This is a genomic window from Gramella sp. MT6, assembly GCF_019357415.1.
Taxonomy (GTDB): domain Bacteria; phylum Bacteroidota; class Bacteroidia; order Flavobacteriales; family Flavobacteriaceae; genus Christiangramia.
The window spans coordinates 1,657,913-1,673,067 of sequence record NZ_CP048410.1 but is presented as its reverse complement, the minus strand read 5'-3'; the positions used below and the strand labels follow the sequence as shown (position 1 = coordinate 1,673,067).

General features: G+C 39.9%; 10 protein-coding genes and 3 tRNA genes. 1 reads left to right on the top strand and 12 read right to left on the bottom strand.

Annotated features, from left to right (window positions below; genetic code table 11):
* Position 1: 1 nt before the first annotated feature.
* The 11 genes from G3I01_RS07445 to G3I01_RS07395 all read right to left on the bottom strand — a co-directional run bounded on the left by G3I01_RS07445 (position 2) and on the right by G3I01_RS07395 (position 7,713).
* Complete coding sequence (locus G3I01_RS07445) at positions 2-418, bottom strand: DUF4440 domain-containing protein (protein ID WP_257710835.1); 417 nt, start codon at positions 416-418, stop codon at positions 2-4.
* Positions 419-525: 107 nt separating this feature from the next.
* Positions 526-600: transfer RNA gene (locus G3I01_RS07440), tRNA-Val, on the bottom strand.
* Between the two features lie 103 nt (positions 601-703).
* Positions 704-778 (bottom strand) — tRNA-Val (locus G3I01_RS07435).
* A 124-nt stretch (positions 779-902) separates the two neighbouring features.
* A tRNA-Val gene (locus tag G3I01_RS07430) sits at positions 903-977 on the bottom strand.
* A 143-nt stretch (positions 978-1,120) separates the two neighbouring features.
* Positions 1,121-1,933 (bottom strand): hypothetical protein, encoded by an 813-nt coding sequence (locus G3I01_RS07425; protein ID WP_219552422.1) that lies wholly within the window; start codon positions 1,931-1,933, stop codon positions 1,121-1,123.
* Positions 1,934-2,103: 170 nt separating this feature from the next.
* Positions 2,104-3,324 carry a folylpolyglutamate synthase/dihydrofolate synthase family protein gene (locus G3I01_RS07420; protein WP_257710834.1) on the bottom strand — a complete coding sequence of 407 codons (1,221 nt, stop codon included), beginning with the start codon at positions 3,322-3,324 and terminating at the stop codon, positions 2,104-2,106.
* A complete protein-coding gene (locus tag G3I01_RS07415; RefSeq protein ID WP_219552420.1) occupies positions 3,325-4,146 on the bottom strand; it encodes an energy transducer TonB in 822 nt (273 codons plus the stop codon).
* 1 nt (position 4,147) lies between these two features.
* On the bottom strand, positions 4,148-4,540 hold the full coding sequence (locus tag G3I01_RS07410) for a biopolymer transporter ExbD (RefSeq protein WP_219552418.1): 393 nt from the start codon (positions 4,538-4,540) through the stop codon (positions 4,148-4,150).
* Position 4,541: 1 nt separating this feature from the next.
* Complete coding sequence (locus G3I01_RS07405) at positions 4,542-5,243, bottom strand: MotA/TolQ/ExbB proton channel family protein (RefSeq protein WP_108172251.1); 702 nt, start codon at positions 5,241-5,243, stop codon at positions 4,542-4,544.
* A gap of 113 nt (positions 5,244-5,356) precedes the next feature.
* On the bottom strand, positions 5,357-6,583 hold the full coding sequence (locus G3I01_RS07400; RefSeq protein ID WP_219552416.1) for a Glu/Leu/Phe/Val dehydrogenase dimerization domain-containing protein: 1,227 nt from the start codon (positions 6,581-6,583) through the stop codon (positions 5,357-5,359).
* 65 nt (positions 6,584-6,648) lie between these two features.
* Positions 6,649-7,713, bottom strand: a complete 1,065-nt coding sequence (locus G3I01_RS07395) for an anhydro-N-acetylmuramic acid kinase (RefSeq protein ID WP_219552414.1) — start codon at positions 7,711-7,713, stop codon at positions 6,649-6,651.
* A 91-nt stretch (positions 7,714-7,804) separates the two neighbouring features.
* On the opposite strand from G3I01_RS07395, the gene G3I01_RS07390 reads away from it, so the two are divergent.
* Complete coding sequence (locus G3I01_RS07390; protein WP_219552412.1) at positions 7,805-8,947, top strand: acyl-CoA dehydrogenase; 1,143 nt, start codon at positions 7,805-7,807, stop codon at positions 8,945-8,947.
* A gap of 72 nt (positions 8,948-9,019) precedes the next feature.
* Here G3I01_RS07390 and G3I01_RS07385 read toward each other — a convergent pair whose 3' ends face one another.
* A complete protein-coding gene (locus G3I01_RS07385; protein ID WP_219552410.1) occupies positions 9,020-14,686 on the bottom strand; it encodes a T9SS type A sorting domain-containing protein in 5,667 nt (1,888 codons plus the stop codon).
* Positions 14,687-15,155 lie beyond the last annotated feature (469 nt).

Here is a 15,155-nt window from a genome sequence, read left to right as displayed (position 1 = left end):
CTTATTCCGAAGAAACCCTGGTGGAATGTAACATATCCAGTTTCCATCCATCTCCTGTCTTTATAGCTGTAGCACTTTCAAGCCATTGAAGCTTTCCAACGATCTCTTCCTCCTTTTCAAAGGTAGCGGTGTTATGATAAGCAATCCATGCTGTATCATCTTTCACCTTCACTTCGATAAATTCAAAACGGTTAATCCGCTTTTTACCTTGAAGATCATACGAAGCTAGTTCACTTTTTATTCTATTCATATCCCAAACTTCTCCCGCCTCAAGAAGTAAAAAATCGCTGGTATAATAATCACCAAGCCTTTCTAACTGCATTTCTGAGAAAATATCGTCAAAGGAATTCTGTATCAAATCTTTTAATTGTTTCTCATCTGTAGAATTCTGTGCATCAGTATGCAGCGTAAAAAGCAATAAAGTAAATTAAGAGTATTTTTTTCATAATTGAATTTTTGTTGAGTTCAAGATACTTCAATTTCAGAAACTAAAAAACCTCGTTAGATCAACGAGGTTTAATGATGTGAAGTGTACTGGATTCGAACCAGTGACCCCTACCCTGTCAAGGTAATGCTCTGAACCAACTGAGCTAACACTCCATTCGGAGATCAAATATATTAAAAAGAATTATCCCGAAACATAAATGCTCGAAGACTCTGGAAAATAAAAAAGCTTCCATTTCTGGAAGCTTTTTTCGTTCTGTGGGCGCGAAGGGATTCGAACCCCTGACCCCTTGGGTGTAAACCAAGTGCTCTGAACCAACTGAGCTACGCGCCCTGCAAGATTGCGGATGCAAATATATTAAATTTCAATTACCACAAGTATAAAATTTTAATGATTTTCAATTAAAATTTCAGGCATTAAAAAAGGCTTCCATTTCTGGAAACCTTTTCTTTTTCTGTGGGCGCGAAGGGATTCGAACCCCTGACCCCTTGGGTGTAAACCAAGTGCTCTGAACCAACTGAGCTACGCGCCCTTGCTTGATTGCGGATGCAAATATAGACTAGATTTTCAATTACACAAAACAATTTCAGCGAAAAATTGAATTAATTTTTCAAGCCGGAAATAAAATGCTGGATCAAAAAAAAGTCCTGAACTAATAAGCTCAGGACCAGTTTTTTATTTCATAAGCTCAGGTACATTCCTGTAAACATAATCTGCATGTTTCCCAGTAAACAATTTACCCATTTCTTCCATGAAGGCCGTTCTCTCTCCTTCATCTTCCCACACAGATTCTGCAATCTTTCCTTCTTCATCAAAAAATTCTTCTATCTCTCCAAGGTTGTCAAATACAAATACCTCGCTCATTTCCCTGCTATTAGACCCCCATAGATGCCTGTGTGTATAATAGCCTTTAAGCTTTTTGCTCTTTTTGGTAACTTTTTCGTAATACTCGCGGAATTTTTCGGGAGAACCTTCTCCATCCATGGCAAGATCACTGCTTCGAACATAGAAGATACGAGACTTGCTGGTATCACCTGTTTCCGGGATCATATAGTTCATAGACTGGTAGATCTCATCATTATGGTCTGGCGCATAATAACTGGCTTGCTTTTCAAAAAATGCATCTCTGGCATCCTCATCTGGCCAGCCTTCTTCAATAAGCTTCTGATTTACCTCATTAGCTTCTTCAATATCGGCCCAGGTCTTATATACGTTTACAAGTACGACCTCTGAATTATCTGGAGTAAAATAATGTGTATAAACACCAGAACTTAAAATTAGATCATTCTTACTGGTTACCTTATCGAAATATTCCTTTTCAGTATCCAGCCAATCAGAAAAATCTGTATCGGGATTTCCACTCCAATGGGTAGTGGTCATGGTAATGTAAACAGGCTTATAAGGCTGATCTGTTTCTTCCTGGCATATTGCATTTCCGCTTAGGGAAATCAATATCACCAAAACTAATAGTTTTGCAATTGTCTTCATTTTTAGTTGATTTTAATAGTGAATAATTATTCACAGCTAAAGAGTCAACTCAAAAGTAGGGATGGGAAATAACAAAGGAAGGTTAAGACGTAGAACGGGGGAAAATCTAGTTAATTGTTAAACAACACTTTATAAAGATAGACCAATTTTTTTTTCCACCTAATTTTTGGTCAGATTACTTCGGCAACGGTGAAATTGCTTCCACCAATAAAAATCAGATCTTCGTTTAAAGCAACATCTTTAGCAGCAGCATAGGCCTTAGGTATAGAATTATACACTTGCCCGATAAGCCCATATTTCGCAGCTTCTGCCTGTAGTAAGTTTGCATCTAACCCTCTTGGTACGTCTGGCTTAGAAAAGTAAAATTCAGCTTCTTTAGGAAATAAAGGCAAAACCGTAGAAAGGTCCTTATCATTTACCACCCCTATCACCATGTGTAACTGCCTGTAGTTTTCGTTTTTCAATTGTTTCAGGACATATTGCAGCCCCTCGGCATTATGTGCCGTATCACAGATCACCTTTGGAGCATCATGGAGAATATCCCACCGGCCTCTAAGCCCGGTATTGGATTTCACATTTTTAAGTCCATCTTCAATAGCTTTTTCATCTATTTCCCAGCCAAGTTCTTTCAAAACCTTTAAAGAAGACAAAACAGTCCTTAAGTTCTTCTGCTGATAGTCTCCTCGCAGATCTGTAGAATAATCTGGAAAGTTAGAATCTTCAGCAAAGAATATTTTGGCACTTTTTTCGTGCGCTTTCGATCGAAAAACAGGAATTGTTTTCTCTTGTTTTTCCCCAATAACTACCGGGATTCCTTCTTTAATAATCCCAGCCTTTTCACCTGCGATCTCGGAAAGATTAGTTCCCAGAAAGGCAGTGTGATCTAAGCCGATATTAGTTATGACTGAAAGTTCGGGAGTAATAATATTGGTGGAATCCAATCTACCTCCCATACCCGTTTCGATGATGGCAATATCAACTTTTTCTTTAGCAAAGTAATCGAAGGCCATTCCCACGGTCATTTCAAAAAAGCTCAATTTGTTCTCCTCCAGAAAAACCTGATTCCCTTCAATGAATGCAACCACATTCGCTTCAGGTACTACTTGACCATTAATCCTGATCCTTTCCCTGAAATCTCTTAAATGAGGTGAAGTATACAGACCAGTTTTGTAGCCTGCAGATTGAAATACTGAAGCTAACATATGACTAACAGAACCCTTCCCGTTGGTTCCGGCAACATGAATACTTTTAAATCCCTTTTCAGGATTATTTAAATGTTTGGTAAGTTTAATTGTATTGGAAAGGTCCTTTTTGAAAGCTTGTTTACCGATTCTTTGAAACATCGGTAACTGTTGAAACATCCAGTCAACAGTTTCTTGATACGTTTTCACTTATTCCGTGAGTTTAAAATCGTAGATAATCGTTCCTACCTGTGTAGCAGGCGCATTGGAATCGCTGTTAAATCTTGTAGCCAGCGCAGCTCTTTTTGCCGGACCCGAAAGACAGGCAGCACTATTCGTAGTCCCCTTCATCCCGGGCTGTGCACTAATTACACGACCAGACTGATCTACAACTATCTTAACCACTACGATCCCTGATTCGTTGCAATCCTGCACGAATTTCTCTTTATTCAATGCTTTTCTTCCTCCAAGCCTGTAGTTGCCATCGCCGTCTAATCCGGCTCCCTGGCCATAATACGAACTGGCCTTAGGATCACCATCTGGACTACCTTTATCTCCGGCTACATTATCATTGCCTTCACCGCCGGTAGCAGTTCCTGATCTTTCCGGACCATTAAGGATACTACTTAAAGCATCATTCGTCGATTTATCAGGCTTAGGTTCAGGTTTTTTAACCGGTTCAGGCTCCTTTTTAGGTTCAGGCTGCTTGGTCTCAACGGGGGTTGGCTCCTTCTTCTTCTTTTCGATCACCGGCGCTTCTTCAATATCCTGGGTAACCACCTCTTTTTCGATCACTGGTTCAGACTTTACAGGTTGCGCAGCAACTTTTTTGGGAGCAGACTTAACCGGCTCTTTAGGTTGCTCATTTCCTGATCCAACTTCTGAAGTTCCGAAATTAATAGCAATACCGCTCTCTGGTGGCGGGTCTAAATAAGTAAGGCCGAAAAATATCAAAAGAAGTATCAGCAGTACATGGAGCACTACTGTAATGGTAAAAGATTTCTTCTCATGTTTAGTTTCCAGCAAAGACATTCTATTCAGGTTTAACCGCTAATACGATCTTGTAACTATTTCTATTTGCGATATCCATAACATTTACCGCTTTCTCTATAGGCACCCCCTCTTCCACTCTTAAAATAATGGTAGGATTCTCTTCACCGGCAAGGCGGGTATTCAGAGTAGACTCGAGTGCGCTATTGCTAATTCTTTCACTATTTATATACACCTGAAGATCTTTGGTAATACTCACCGAAAGTGTTTGCTTACTAGTGGTCTTACCTTTGGCCTTTGGTAAAATAAGGTCCAAAGCCTCAGGGGTTATTGCCGGCGAGGTTAGCATGAAAAAGATGAGCAGCAGGAAAACCACATCTGTCATCGAACTCATGCTAAACTCTGGGCTTACTTTATTTCTTCCTCTTAAATTCATATTAAGCAGGTTCGTTTAAAAGGTCAAGGAAATCTACCGCGGTAGCTTCCATTTGATGTATCACTTTATCGGTTTTCACAACCAGGTGATTATAACCTATATAAGCGATAATACCAACAATTAAACCTGCAACGGTAGTGGTCATGGCTGTATAAATCCCTTCTGCAAGGGCCCCCATTTGAGCCTGGCCGCTGCTTGTAGCCAATTCATGAAATGCAAGCACCATACCAATCACAGTTCCAAGGAACCCGATCATTGGCGCAGCACCGGCAACAGTTGCCAGAATACTAACATTTTTTTCAAGTTTATATACTTCAAGCCGACCAGCATTCTCTATAGCAGTATTGATATCTTCCAAAGGACTTCCAATTCTGGAGATTCCTTTTTCGGTTAGTCTTGCTACCGGCGAATCACTTTGAGCGCAGCGCATCTTGGCAGATTCTATATTCCCGTTTAGAACGCTATCCTTGATCTGGAGCATAAAGTTCTTATCTACCTTACTTGCCGCCTTGATGGCAAACAATCTTTCAAAATAAATGTAAACCGCTGCGAATAAGAGAACAAAAAGAATGATTATAATAATCTGACCTCCAAGACCACCACTAAACATTAGGTCGAATAATGATAAGGTCTTTTCTTCTACGATCGGCTCTGCCGTCTGTGCAGCTTCGGCTACCTCGTCCTGCTGAAAAAAGTTAAGCATATGTATAAATGGGTTTTTTAATGTAACGTGCTTTAATGATATTAATTGTCAACCAAATTTAATTAATCAGCATTAGGCTTTTACCTGAAAGGAAAAAATGTTTGCACAAACTTTTAAACAAGCTGTTTTAGAGCAACTTCAAAAGCTGTTTTACTGATATTTGTTTTACTGCTGTTATTGTCGAATGTATTCTGAATAGCGTTCTTAATGGTCATTGAAGTATCGTTAAATATGGCCTCATCGGTCATCTGAACTCTTCTTTCCATAAAGTAGGCAAATACTCTTGCCATCCCACAATTCGAAATGAAGTCTGGAATCAAACTTACACGCTCATCGGTGTATTCCATAATGGGGCCAAAGAAAATTTCTTTATCTGCAAAAGGCACATTAGCTCCACAGGAAATAACCTCTAATTTTCTATCTATAAGATTCGTGATCTGGTCTTTTGAAATTAGTCTTGAAGCTGCACATGGTGCAAAGATCTCTGCATCAAGTTTCCAAACCTTTTCATTGATCTCTTCGAATGGGATCACATTATCGTGTCTTAAAGCGTTCCCGTCCTTATCAAGAAACATCTGTTTGATCTCCTCAAAGCTGAATCCTTCTTCATTGATCAATCCACCAGCGCGATCTATAATCCCCACTATCTTCGCTCCCATTTGAGAAAGATAATAAGCAGCTGCAGAACCTACATTACCAAAGCCCTGTACTATCGCTCTCTTTCCTTTAATATCCCCACCATAAATAGTGTAATAATGGTGAACGGCTTCTGCCACCCCATAACCGGTGATCATATCTGCCACGGTATATTTTCTGGTCACATCAGGCGAGAAATTTGTATTCTCCAATACCTTAATCACACCCTGTCTAAGCTGACCTATCCTGTTAATTTTATCAGCCTCTGTAGGCTGAAAATGTCCATTAAAAACTCCTTCCTGTGGATGCCATACTCCACAATCTTCAGTAATCGGAATAACTTCATTGATCTCATCAACATTTAAATCCCCACCTGTACCATAGTAACTTTTCAAAAGTGGAGAAACCGCCTTATACCAACGTTCTAAAACTCCTTTCTTACGTGGATCTGCAGGGTCGAAGTTGATCCCGGATTTTGCACCTCCAATTGGAGGTCCAGAAACGGTAAATTTCACTTCCATTGTTTTTGCTAGTGAAAGCACCTCATTCTGGTCTAAACCTTTTCTCATTCTGGTTCCTCCTCCGGCAGCACCTCCTCTAAGAGAATTAATTACCGTCCAGCCTTCAGCCTCCGTTTCAGAATCTTTCCAGTTAAATACAATTTCGGGTTCTTTATTCTCGTATACTTTGAGTAATTCTTTCATTTTTGAATTATTTTGAAGCAAATATAAAAAACTAAGCAGGCTACATTTGGAATTTGGCAAAATATTCAGGGTTCGTAAATCCTGCCAGAAGAATGATCCATTTTAGCACCCGTAACCGAACAAAGGACATTTACTTCATCCCTTAATTTTAGAACTCCAAGAAGAGCAAAAATCAATGCTTCCTTAAAATCTATCAACTGCTTTTCAGGGATAATAAAATTACAGGCAGACTTTAACTTCAATTGCTCAATAAAGAAATTATTAAAGGCCCCACCACCTGTTAGTAATACATCAGATGCGTTATCATTGTCAAGGCTATCGGCTATCTGAATTGCAGCATGAACCGCGAAGGTTTTTAATATATCGGGGATCTTAAGATCATATTTTTCTATTAACGGAATTATATCAGAATTCACCCATTCTATTCCTAACGATTTTGGCGGATCCTTTTTGTAGAAACTCAGGGAGTGAAGGTCTTGAAGAAGTTCATCATTAATTTTTCCAGACCGGGCAAGCTGACCATCCTCATCGTATTCCTTCCCAACCTTATTCATGAAATAATTAAAGACTGTATTAACAGGACAAAGGTCATAGGCAATTCTCTGAGAGTTTCTTTCCAGAGAAACATTGGCGAATCCACCTAAGTTGATACAATATTTATATTGAGGGAAAAACAATCTGTCTCCAATGGGAACCAACGGAGCTCCCTGTCCTCCCAGCTCAACATCCTGAACCCTGAAATCACAAACTACCGGAATTTTCAATGCTTTAGCTAATTTAGGGAGATTTCCTATTTGAAGAGTAATGCCCTTTTTTGGGCGGTGCTTTATTGTATGACCGTGACTGCACACTGCATCTAAAAGGTCTATATCATATTTAGTGATGAACTCACTAATCACATTAGCCAGATAGTCGGTATACTCACTATCCAGACTCGTTAATTCTGGTGCATCGAGCTTTATAGCATTAGAAAGCTTTTCTCTCCATTCAGCGGTATATGAAAACGTTTCCGAAGCTAAAATTGAAAAAGAGACCTCATTTTCGAAACTTATTTCGGTAAAAACCAGGTCGATACCGTCGAGCGAAGTTCCAGACATAACTCCTATAACTCTGTATTCCGTTTTTTCCATATTCGTAAAAATACTTAATATCAATTGAAAAATAGCTATCAAAAAGCTATCTTTGCCGTCCAAAAATCAGTTTTTTCTAAAAATTTTTCAGATGGATTTCAAACTTACAGAAGAACATATAATGATACGTGATGCAGCCCGGGATTTTGCGAAAGCAGAACTTTTACCAGGGGTGATCGAAAGAGATGAGAAGCAGGAATTTCCGAAGGAACTTATCAGGAAGATGGGGGAACTTGGATTTCTTGGGATGATGGCATCACCAGAATATGGCGGTGGAGGAATGGATACTATTTCTTATGTGCTCGTCATGGAAGAACTTTCAAAAATTGATGCATCCGCCTCTGTAATGGTCTCTGTAAATAATTCTTTAGTTTGCTGGGGTCTTGACACCTTCGGAAATGAAGAACAAAAGAAGAAATACCTTTCAAAACTTACTACTGGAGAGAAACTGGGTGCTTTTTGTCTTTCTGAACCAGAAGCTGGAAGTGACGCCACTTCTCAAAGAACTACAGCGATAGATAAAGGTGATCACTATATCCTTAACGGTACCAAGAACTGGATCACCAACGGTAGCTCTGCAGATTATTACCTAGTGATAGCACAAACCGACAAAGAGAAAAAGCATAAAGGGATCAATGCCTTTATCGTTGAAAAGGATTGGGAAGGATTTGAAATTGGCCCAAAAGAACAAAAATTAGGAATTAGAGGTAGTGATACACATTCATTGAATTTTAATGATGTAAAAGTTCCTAAAGAAAACAGGATAGGCGAAGATGGATTTGGATTTAAATTCGCCATGAAAACCCTCTCCGGAGGAAGAATCGGAATTGCGGCACAGGCTTTAGGAATTGCCTCTGGAGCATATGAGCTGGCAAAAGATTACTCCAAACAACGTAAAGCTTTCGGAACAGAGATCTGTAACCATCAGGCAATCGCTTTCAAACTTGCAGACATGCATACACAGATAGAAGCTGCGCGCCACATGGTAATGAAAGCTGCCTGGGACAAAGACCAGGGTCAGAACTATGATCTTTCAGGAGCCATGGCGAAACTTCATGCATCACAAACAGCTATGGATGTGACGGTAGAAGCTGTCCAGGTACATGGAGGAAATGGATATGTTAAAGAATATCACGTTGAAAGATTAATGCGAGACGCTAAGATCACACAGATATACGAAGGAACTTCTGAGATCCAGAAGATCGTAATTTCAAGAAGTATCCTAAAGGATTAATTTTTTGAAATTTATATAAAGTAAAAGAGCAGCCAAATGGCTGCTCTTTCATTTTTTAGAATATGTTCATTTTTACTTATCTGCAATAACTTTTGCAGTATAGATCGCTCGATCTGTAATCATTCTCACCACATATACCTGATTAGGCTTGGTCCTGAAATCTACATTGAATGTCGAGATACTACTTGAATTTACCGCTTTATCATGATACGTACTTAAGAGTCTACCATTAAGATCAAAGATCTGTACGGTAACATCTGAAGTATAATCAAACAAGTATCCAATATTCAACACATCTTTAAAAGGCACCGGTGCCACACTAAACATTGGCTCAGAAGAATCTACCGTAGACTGAGTTTCTGAACTTATCTTAGTTGATGTGTTCTTAGGTCCATTAGAGTTAATACAACTCTGCATAGCACTAAACCTTTTCTTAGGTGTATAAACTATTGGAGTACTTTCACTGCGAATTTCAGTGATCAAATCTGCATTCTCACTTGTACAGATATCTGTATGAGCTATCAGGTAGAAATCATCTGAAACGCTAATATTCTCAATTGTATAATCGGTCACATATCCAATACTTCCCTGTGGATTCTGAGGGTATTGGCCAGGAGCCACAGTATAATCATAAGTTTTACCTTTTTGCTTATAAGGAAGTGGCTCACATCCAACATACAGATGTACAGAACTCATAATATAACCAGGATCTGCAACGAACTGAACATCAATTGTTCCATCTCCATTATCAAAGATATTAACTTCTCCTACAAGTGCTCCTTTGGAAATATCACATTGACCTGCTCCGGCGTAAAGATCCAAAGAATAATTACCTGCGGTGGAATAATAATTGGTCCAGCCCCATCTACTATCATTTGGAATTAAATCTGGATATTGATCAAAGCAATTTGAGCTGGAAGCGTCTTTCGCAAAGGCGGTTTCACAGGTTATACAATTTGGTTCAATAAGAATTGCAGGAGCAATGGCTGATAAACATCCATCAGGACTTTTTGAAATTACATAATACTGTCCCACTGCAATCCCCGTAATTAACCCATTACTTGCATCGTAATTCATATAAGCTGACGCAGGTACTGCTTCTATTGTAGTAAATTCCGATTGAAGAACAACCGCATATGAATATCCTGGCACATGATTGGTAATTTGAACACTACCGTAATATGTTGAACCATCGTAAGTATCACAAGTTGGATCATTTACCATTAAAGTTACGCTAGACGGAATATCTAACTGAACTGGAGTGGTAAACTCATAGTCTGTTTCACAACCTGTAGTTTTATCCTTTGCAGTTAATACATAGTCTGTATCATATTCCAGGTCTGTAAATGGTCCAGAATAATCTGCAAATGTACCAGACTGACCTTTTATTACTAGCCTAAACTCTAATCCACTAGTATCTGAAGTAACTGCTATAGAAGGAGCTTCACCCAAACAAGTTAGCTGTGGTTCTTCAGTTTCAAAAGTTGGCAGTGGATTAATTTTAACCGTTGCATCTACATTGGCTACACATCCAGTTTCGGTTAATGTCACCTCAGCAAACAGGTCGGTGATGTTATTCAAATTCACTGCATTATCAGGATCGATCAAGCTACCACCGGAATTCGGATCTCCATCATACCAGGCAACCGTACCGATCTCACCATCTAAAACAGTAGAATCATAATCGTTTAGATCTGTGCTGGTTTCATCGATACAGATCTCGATCATAGGATCTGCTGGAGTTGGTAATGGATTTATAGTAACGGTTACGTCAACAGTACCTTCACAACCTGTATCACCTAAAGTAACTTTTGCGAATAGATCTGTAACTAAATTTAAATTCACCGCGTTATCAGGATCGATCAAACTGCCGCCGGAATCTGGATCACCATCATACCAGGTAACTGTTCCTAAAGCACCATCCAAGACCGTAGTATCATAATCATTCAGGTCTGTACTAGTCTCATCGGTACAGATCACTATCATTGGATCTGCGGGTTCTGCTTCCGGATTTATAGTTACTGTAACATCAACGGCCGCTATACAGCCAGTTTCGGTTAGTGTTACCTGAGCAAACAGATCGCTAACATTATTCAAATTTACCGCATTATCAGGATCGATCAAACTACCACCAGAATCCGGATCACCATCATACCAGGCAACCGTACCGGTCTCACCGTCCAGAACAGTCGAATCAAAATCATTCAGATCTGTGCTGGTCTCATCGATACAGATCACGATCATTGGATCTGCAGGAGTTGGTAATGGGTTTATAGTTACCGTAACATCTACCGAAGCTATACATCCGGTTTCAGTTAGTGTCACCTGAGCAAATAGATCGGCAACATTATTCAAGTTTACCGCATTGTCTGGATCGATCAAGCTGCCACCTGAAGCTGGATCACCATCATACCAGGCAACCGTACCGGTCTCACCATCTAAAACAGTAGAATCATAATCGTTCAAATCTGTACTGGTCTCATCGATACAGATCACGATCATTGGATCTGCTGGAGTTGGTAATGGATTTATGGTTACCGTAACATCAACTGAGGCTGAACATCCGGTTTCAGTTAACGTTACCTGAGCAAATAGATCGGCAACGTTATTTAAATTCACCGCATTATCTGGATCGATCAAGCTACCGCCGGAATCCGGATCACCATCATACCAGGCAACTGTGCCGGTCTCACCATCGAGAACTGTAGAATCATAATCGTTCAGATCTGTACTGGTTTCATCGATACAAATAACGATCATTGGATCTGCCGGAGTTGGTAATGGATTTATAGTAACGGTTACGTCAATAGTACCTTCACAACCTGTATCACCTAAAGTAACTTTTGCGAATAGATCGGCAACATTATTCAAGTTTACCGCATTATCAGGATCGATCAAGCTGCCGCCCGAGTCCGGATCACCATCATACCAGGTAACTGTTCCTAAAGCACCATCCAAGACCGTAGTATCATAATCATTCAGGTCTGTGCTCGTCTCATCGACACAGATCACGATCATTGGATCTGCTGGTTCTGCTTCCGGATTTATAGTAACCGTAACATCAACGGCCGCTATACAGCCAGTTTCGGTTAGTGTCACCTGAGCAAACAGATCGCTAACATTATTCAAATTTACTGCATTATCAGGATCGATCAAGCTGCCGCCAGAATCTGGATCACCGTCATACCAGGCAACCGTACCGGTCTCACCATCTAAAACTGTAGAATCGTAATCATTCAGATCGGTGCTCGTCTCATCGATACAGATCACAATCATTGGATCTGCCGGAGTTGGTAATGGATTTATAGTAACCGTAACATCTACTGAAGCTATACATCCGGTTTCAGTTAGTGTCACCTGTGCAAACAGATCGGCAACATTATTTAAATTCACCGCATTATCAGGATCGATCAAGCTGCCACCGGAATCCGGATCACCATCATACCAGGCAACCGTACCGGTTTCACCATCTAAAACTGTGGAATCGTAATCATTCAGATCTGTACTTGTTTCATCGGTACAGATTACGATCATAGGATCTGCAGGCGTTGGCAATGGATTTATAGTTACCGTAACATCCACTGAGGCTGAACATCCGGTTTCAGTTAACGTTACCTGAGCAAATAGATCGGCAACGTTATTTAAATTCACCGCATTATCAGGATCGATCAAGCTACCGCCGGAATCCGGATCACCATCATACCAGGCAACCGTACCGGTCTCACCATCTAAAACTGTAGAATCGTAATCATTCAGATCGGTGCTCGTCTCATCGATACAAATAACGATCATTGGATCTGCCGGAGTTGGTAATGGATTTATAGTTACCGTAACATCAACGGCCGCTATACATCCAGTTTCGGTTAATGTCACCTGAGCAAAAAGGTCGGTGATATTATTCAAATTTACCGCATTATCAGGATCGATCAAGCTGCCACCAGAATCCGGATCACCATCATACCAGGCAACCGTACCGGTCTCACCATCTAAAACTGTGGAATCGTAATCATTCAGATCTGAACTGGTCTCATCAATACAGATCACGATCATTGGATCTGCAGGAGTTGGTAATGGATTTATAGTTACCGTAACATCTACTGAAGCTATACATCCGGTTTCAGTTAGTGTCACCTGAGCAAACAGATCGGTAATATTATTCAAATTCACTGCATTATCAGGATCGATCAAGCTGCCGCCAGAATCCGGATCACCATCATACCAGGCAACCGTACCGGTCTCACCATCTAAAACAGTAGAATCATAATCATTCAAATCTGTACTGGTTTCATCGATACAGATCACGATCATTGGATCTACCGGAGTTGGTAATGGATTTATAGTTACGGTAACATCAACTGAGGCTGAACATCCACTTGCGGTCAGGGTAACCTGAGCAAATAGATCGGTAATATTATTTAAATTCACCGCATTGTCTGGATCGATCAAGCTACCACCGGAATCAGGATCACCGTCATACCAGGCAACCGTGCCGGTCTCACCATCCAGAACAGTGGAATCATAATCATTCAGATCTGTACTGGTTTCATCGGTACAGATTACGATCATTGGATCTGCCGGAGTTGGAGACGGATCTATTGTGATCTCTGCCGAATCGGACTCAGAACTACAAGTTCCACCTCCTATTCCACTTCCTGTAACGATAACTGAATAAGTACCTGCTTCAGATACAGAAATACTTGACGACGTTTCCATTGGAATAACAACTCCGTCTTTCTTCCATTCAAATATTAAAGGTGGTATACCTCCTTCGACTGAAGCCACCAAATCCTTAGGAAATTCACTTTCACAATCGGTAATATCATCAATGGTAACTTCAGGCTCTACATTAAATCCACCCCCAATATAATCTTCCAGAATAGAGGTAACGACATTCGAGGATCTGGTTTCTATAAGAAAAGAAGAAAAGCATGTTTGAGCTAAATTTAAAGTTGCGATATCTATAAAACCTTCAAAAAAGGTAACTGGAGGCATGTTATCTGCTGTTGGATCATTTTTCACCTGATGCGGCCAGGGAGTAGGTTCATTATTTGTATTCAAATACGCATTTAATGTGCTATTGTCAGTATTGATCTGAACCAGCGATTTAGTACTTTGAGGAATATCTCCATTTCCAGTTCCTACCCATCTAAATGCATTCACCGTACCTATAGCCCCACCTTGGGTAACCTCGACAACAACTAATACATCACCAACTTCATGAGCGCCAGAAAAAGAACCTATTTCACTTTGTACATCCTGTTGAAATAGCCAGAATCCAATATTTGTAGTTCCCTCTGAAGAAAGACGGTTTCCAAAAAAGTAAATCACGCCATTAATTAAAATCGCTCCCCCCTGCCCTATATCACTTTTATCACTGGAAGTTCCTGCCTGGTTTTGCCATTCAGGAATATCGATGTGGTCTTTGGTACTACCACCGATGAAGCTTCGATCAGGTTCCGTAGTTCCGTCATCAAATCTAATACCGGTTGAAATACTATTAGGGTAGGTGTTAAATACATTACCATTATAAACATCTTCCCAATCTAATTCACCATCCCTATTCGTTATAGAGGTGGTGGGATCGGGACTATTACTAAAACAATCCCCATCTGTGAAACCCGGCAGAATTTGTCCCTGGGATTCAAATGAGAAAAAAATAAGGAAAAACAAAGCCATTAAACCGAACCAACGGCTAACACCTAAGCTCCTTGTTTGTAAAGAGAGTGTAACTTTTTTCATAATAATCAATATTAAGATTAGGCCAAACACAAATAGGACCTGTTTGGTTCTGTAGAAAGGGGGACGATATTTTTGAATAAATAAAATAGGGTCTAACCTGACCTAAATGATCAGGGGCATACCTTAAAGACATGCCATCTACCGGGGGGAAGAAAAATTATCGATTTGGAGAATCTGTTTAAAGAATCACTTCTTTTATATAATTATTACGCACCGGTTTGCAGGATAAGATATCCAAATATGCAGGTACGCACTGAAAACACCAGATATAAACTATCAAATAAATAGCCTCAACTGGTTTCGATTCGGGGGGAATAAATTAACATTATAGGGGGCAGGGAATAACTAAATTGAAGAGTTGGAATTACTTCTGAATCTTTAGTTACAATCAAATATATTAAAAAACATTTAACAAAAATCCATTAGCAAGCTATCGAGGGTTCAAAACAACAGTTTGATACATAAATTA

Excerpts from the sequence above, each read along its gene's own strand:
- G3I01_RS07415 (WP_219552420.1), bottom strand. The coding sequence starts at position 4,146 with ATGTCTTTGCTGGAAACTAAACATGAGAAGAAATCTTTTACCATTACA.
- G3I01_RS07385 (WP_219552410.1), bottom strand. The coding sequence starts at position 14,686 with ATGAAAAAAGTTACACTCTCTTTACAAACAAGGAGCTTAGGTGTTAGC.
- G3I01_RS07390 (WP_219552412.1), top strand. The coding sequence starts at position 7,805 with ATGGATTTCAAACTTACAGAAGAACATATAATGATACGTGATGCAGCC.
- G3I01_RS07395 (WP_219552414.1), bottom strand. The coding sequence starts at position 7,713 with ATGGAAAAAACGGAATACAGAGTTATAGGAGTTATGTCTGGAACTTCG.
- G3I01_RS07425 (WP_219552422.1), bottom strand. The coding sequence starts at position 1,933 with ATGAAGACAATTGCAAAACTATTAGTTTTGGTGATATTGATTTCCCTA.
- G3I01_RS07410 (WP_219552418.1), bottom strand. The coding sequence starts at position 4,540 with ATGAATTTAAGAGGAAGAAATAAAGTAAGCCCAGAGTTTAGCATGAGT.
- G3I01_RS07405 (WP_108172251.1), bottom strand. The coding sequence starts at position 5,243 with ATGCTTAACTTTTTTCAGCAGGACGAGGTAGCCGAAGCTGCACAGACG.
- G3I01_RS07400 (WP_219552416.1), bottom strand. The coding sequence starts at position 6,583 with ATGAAAGAATTACTCAAAGTATACGAGAATAAAGAACCCGAAATTGTA.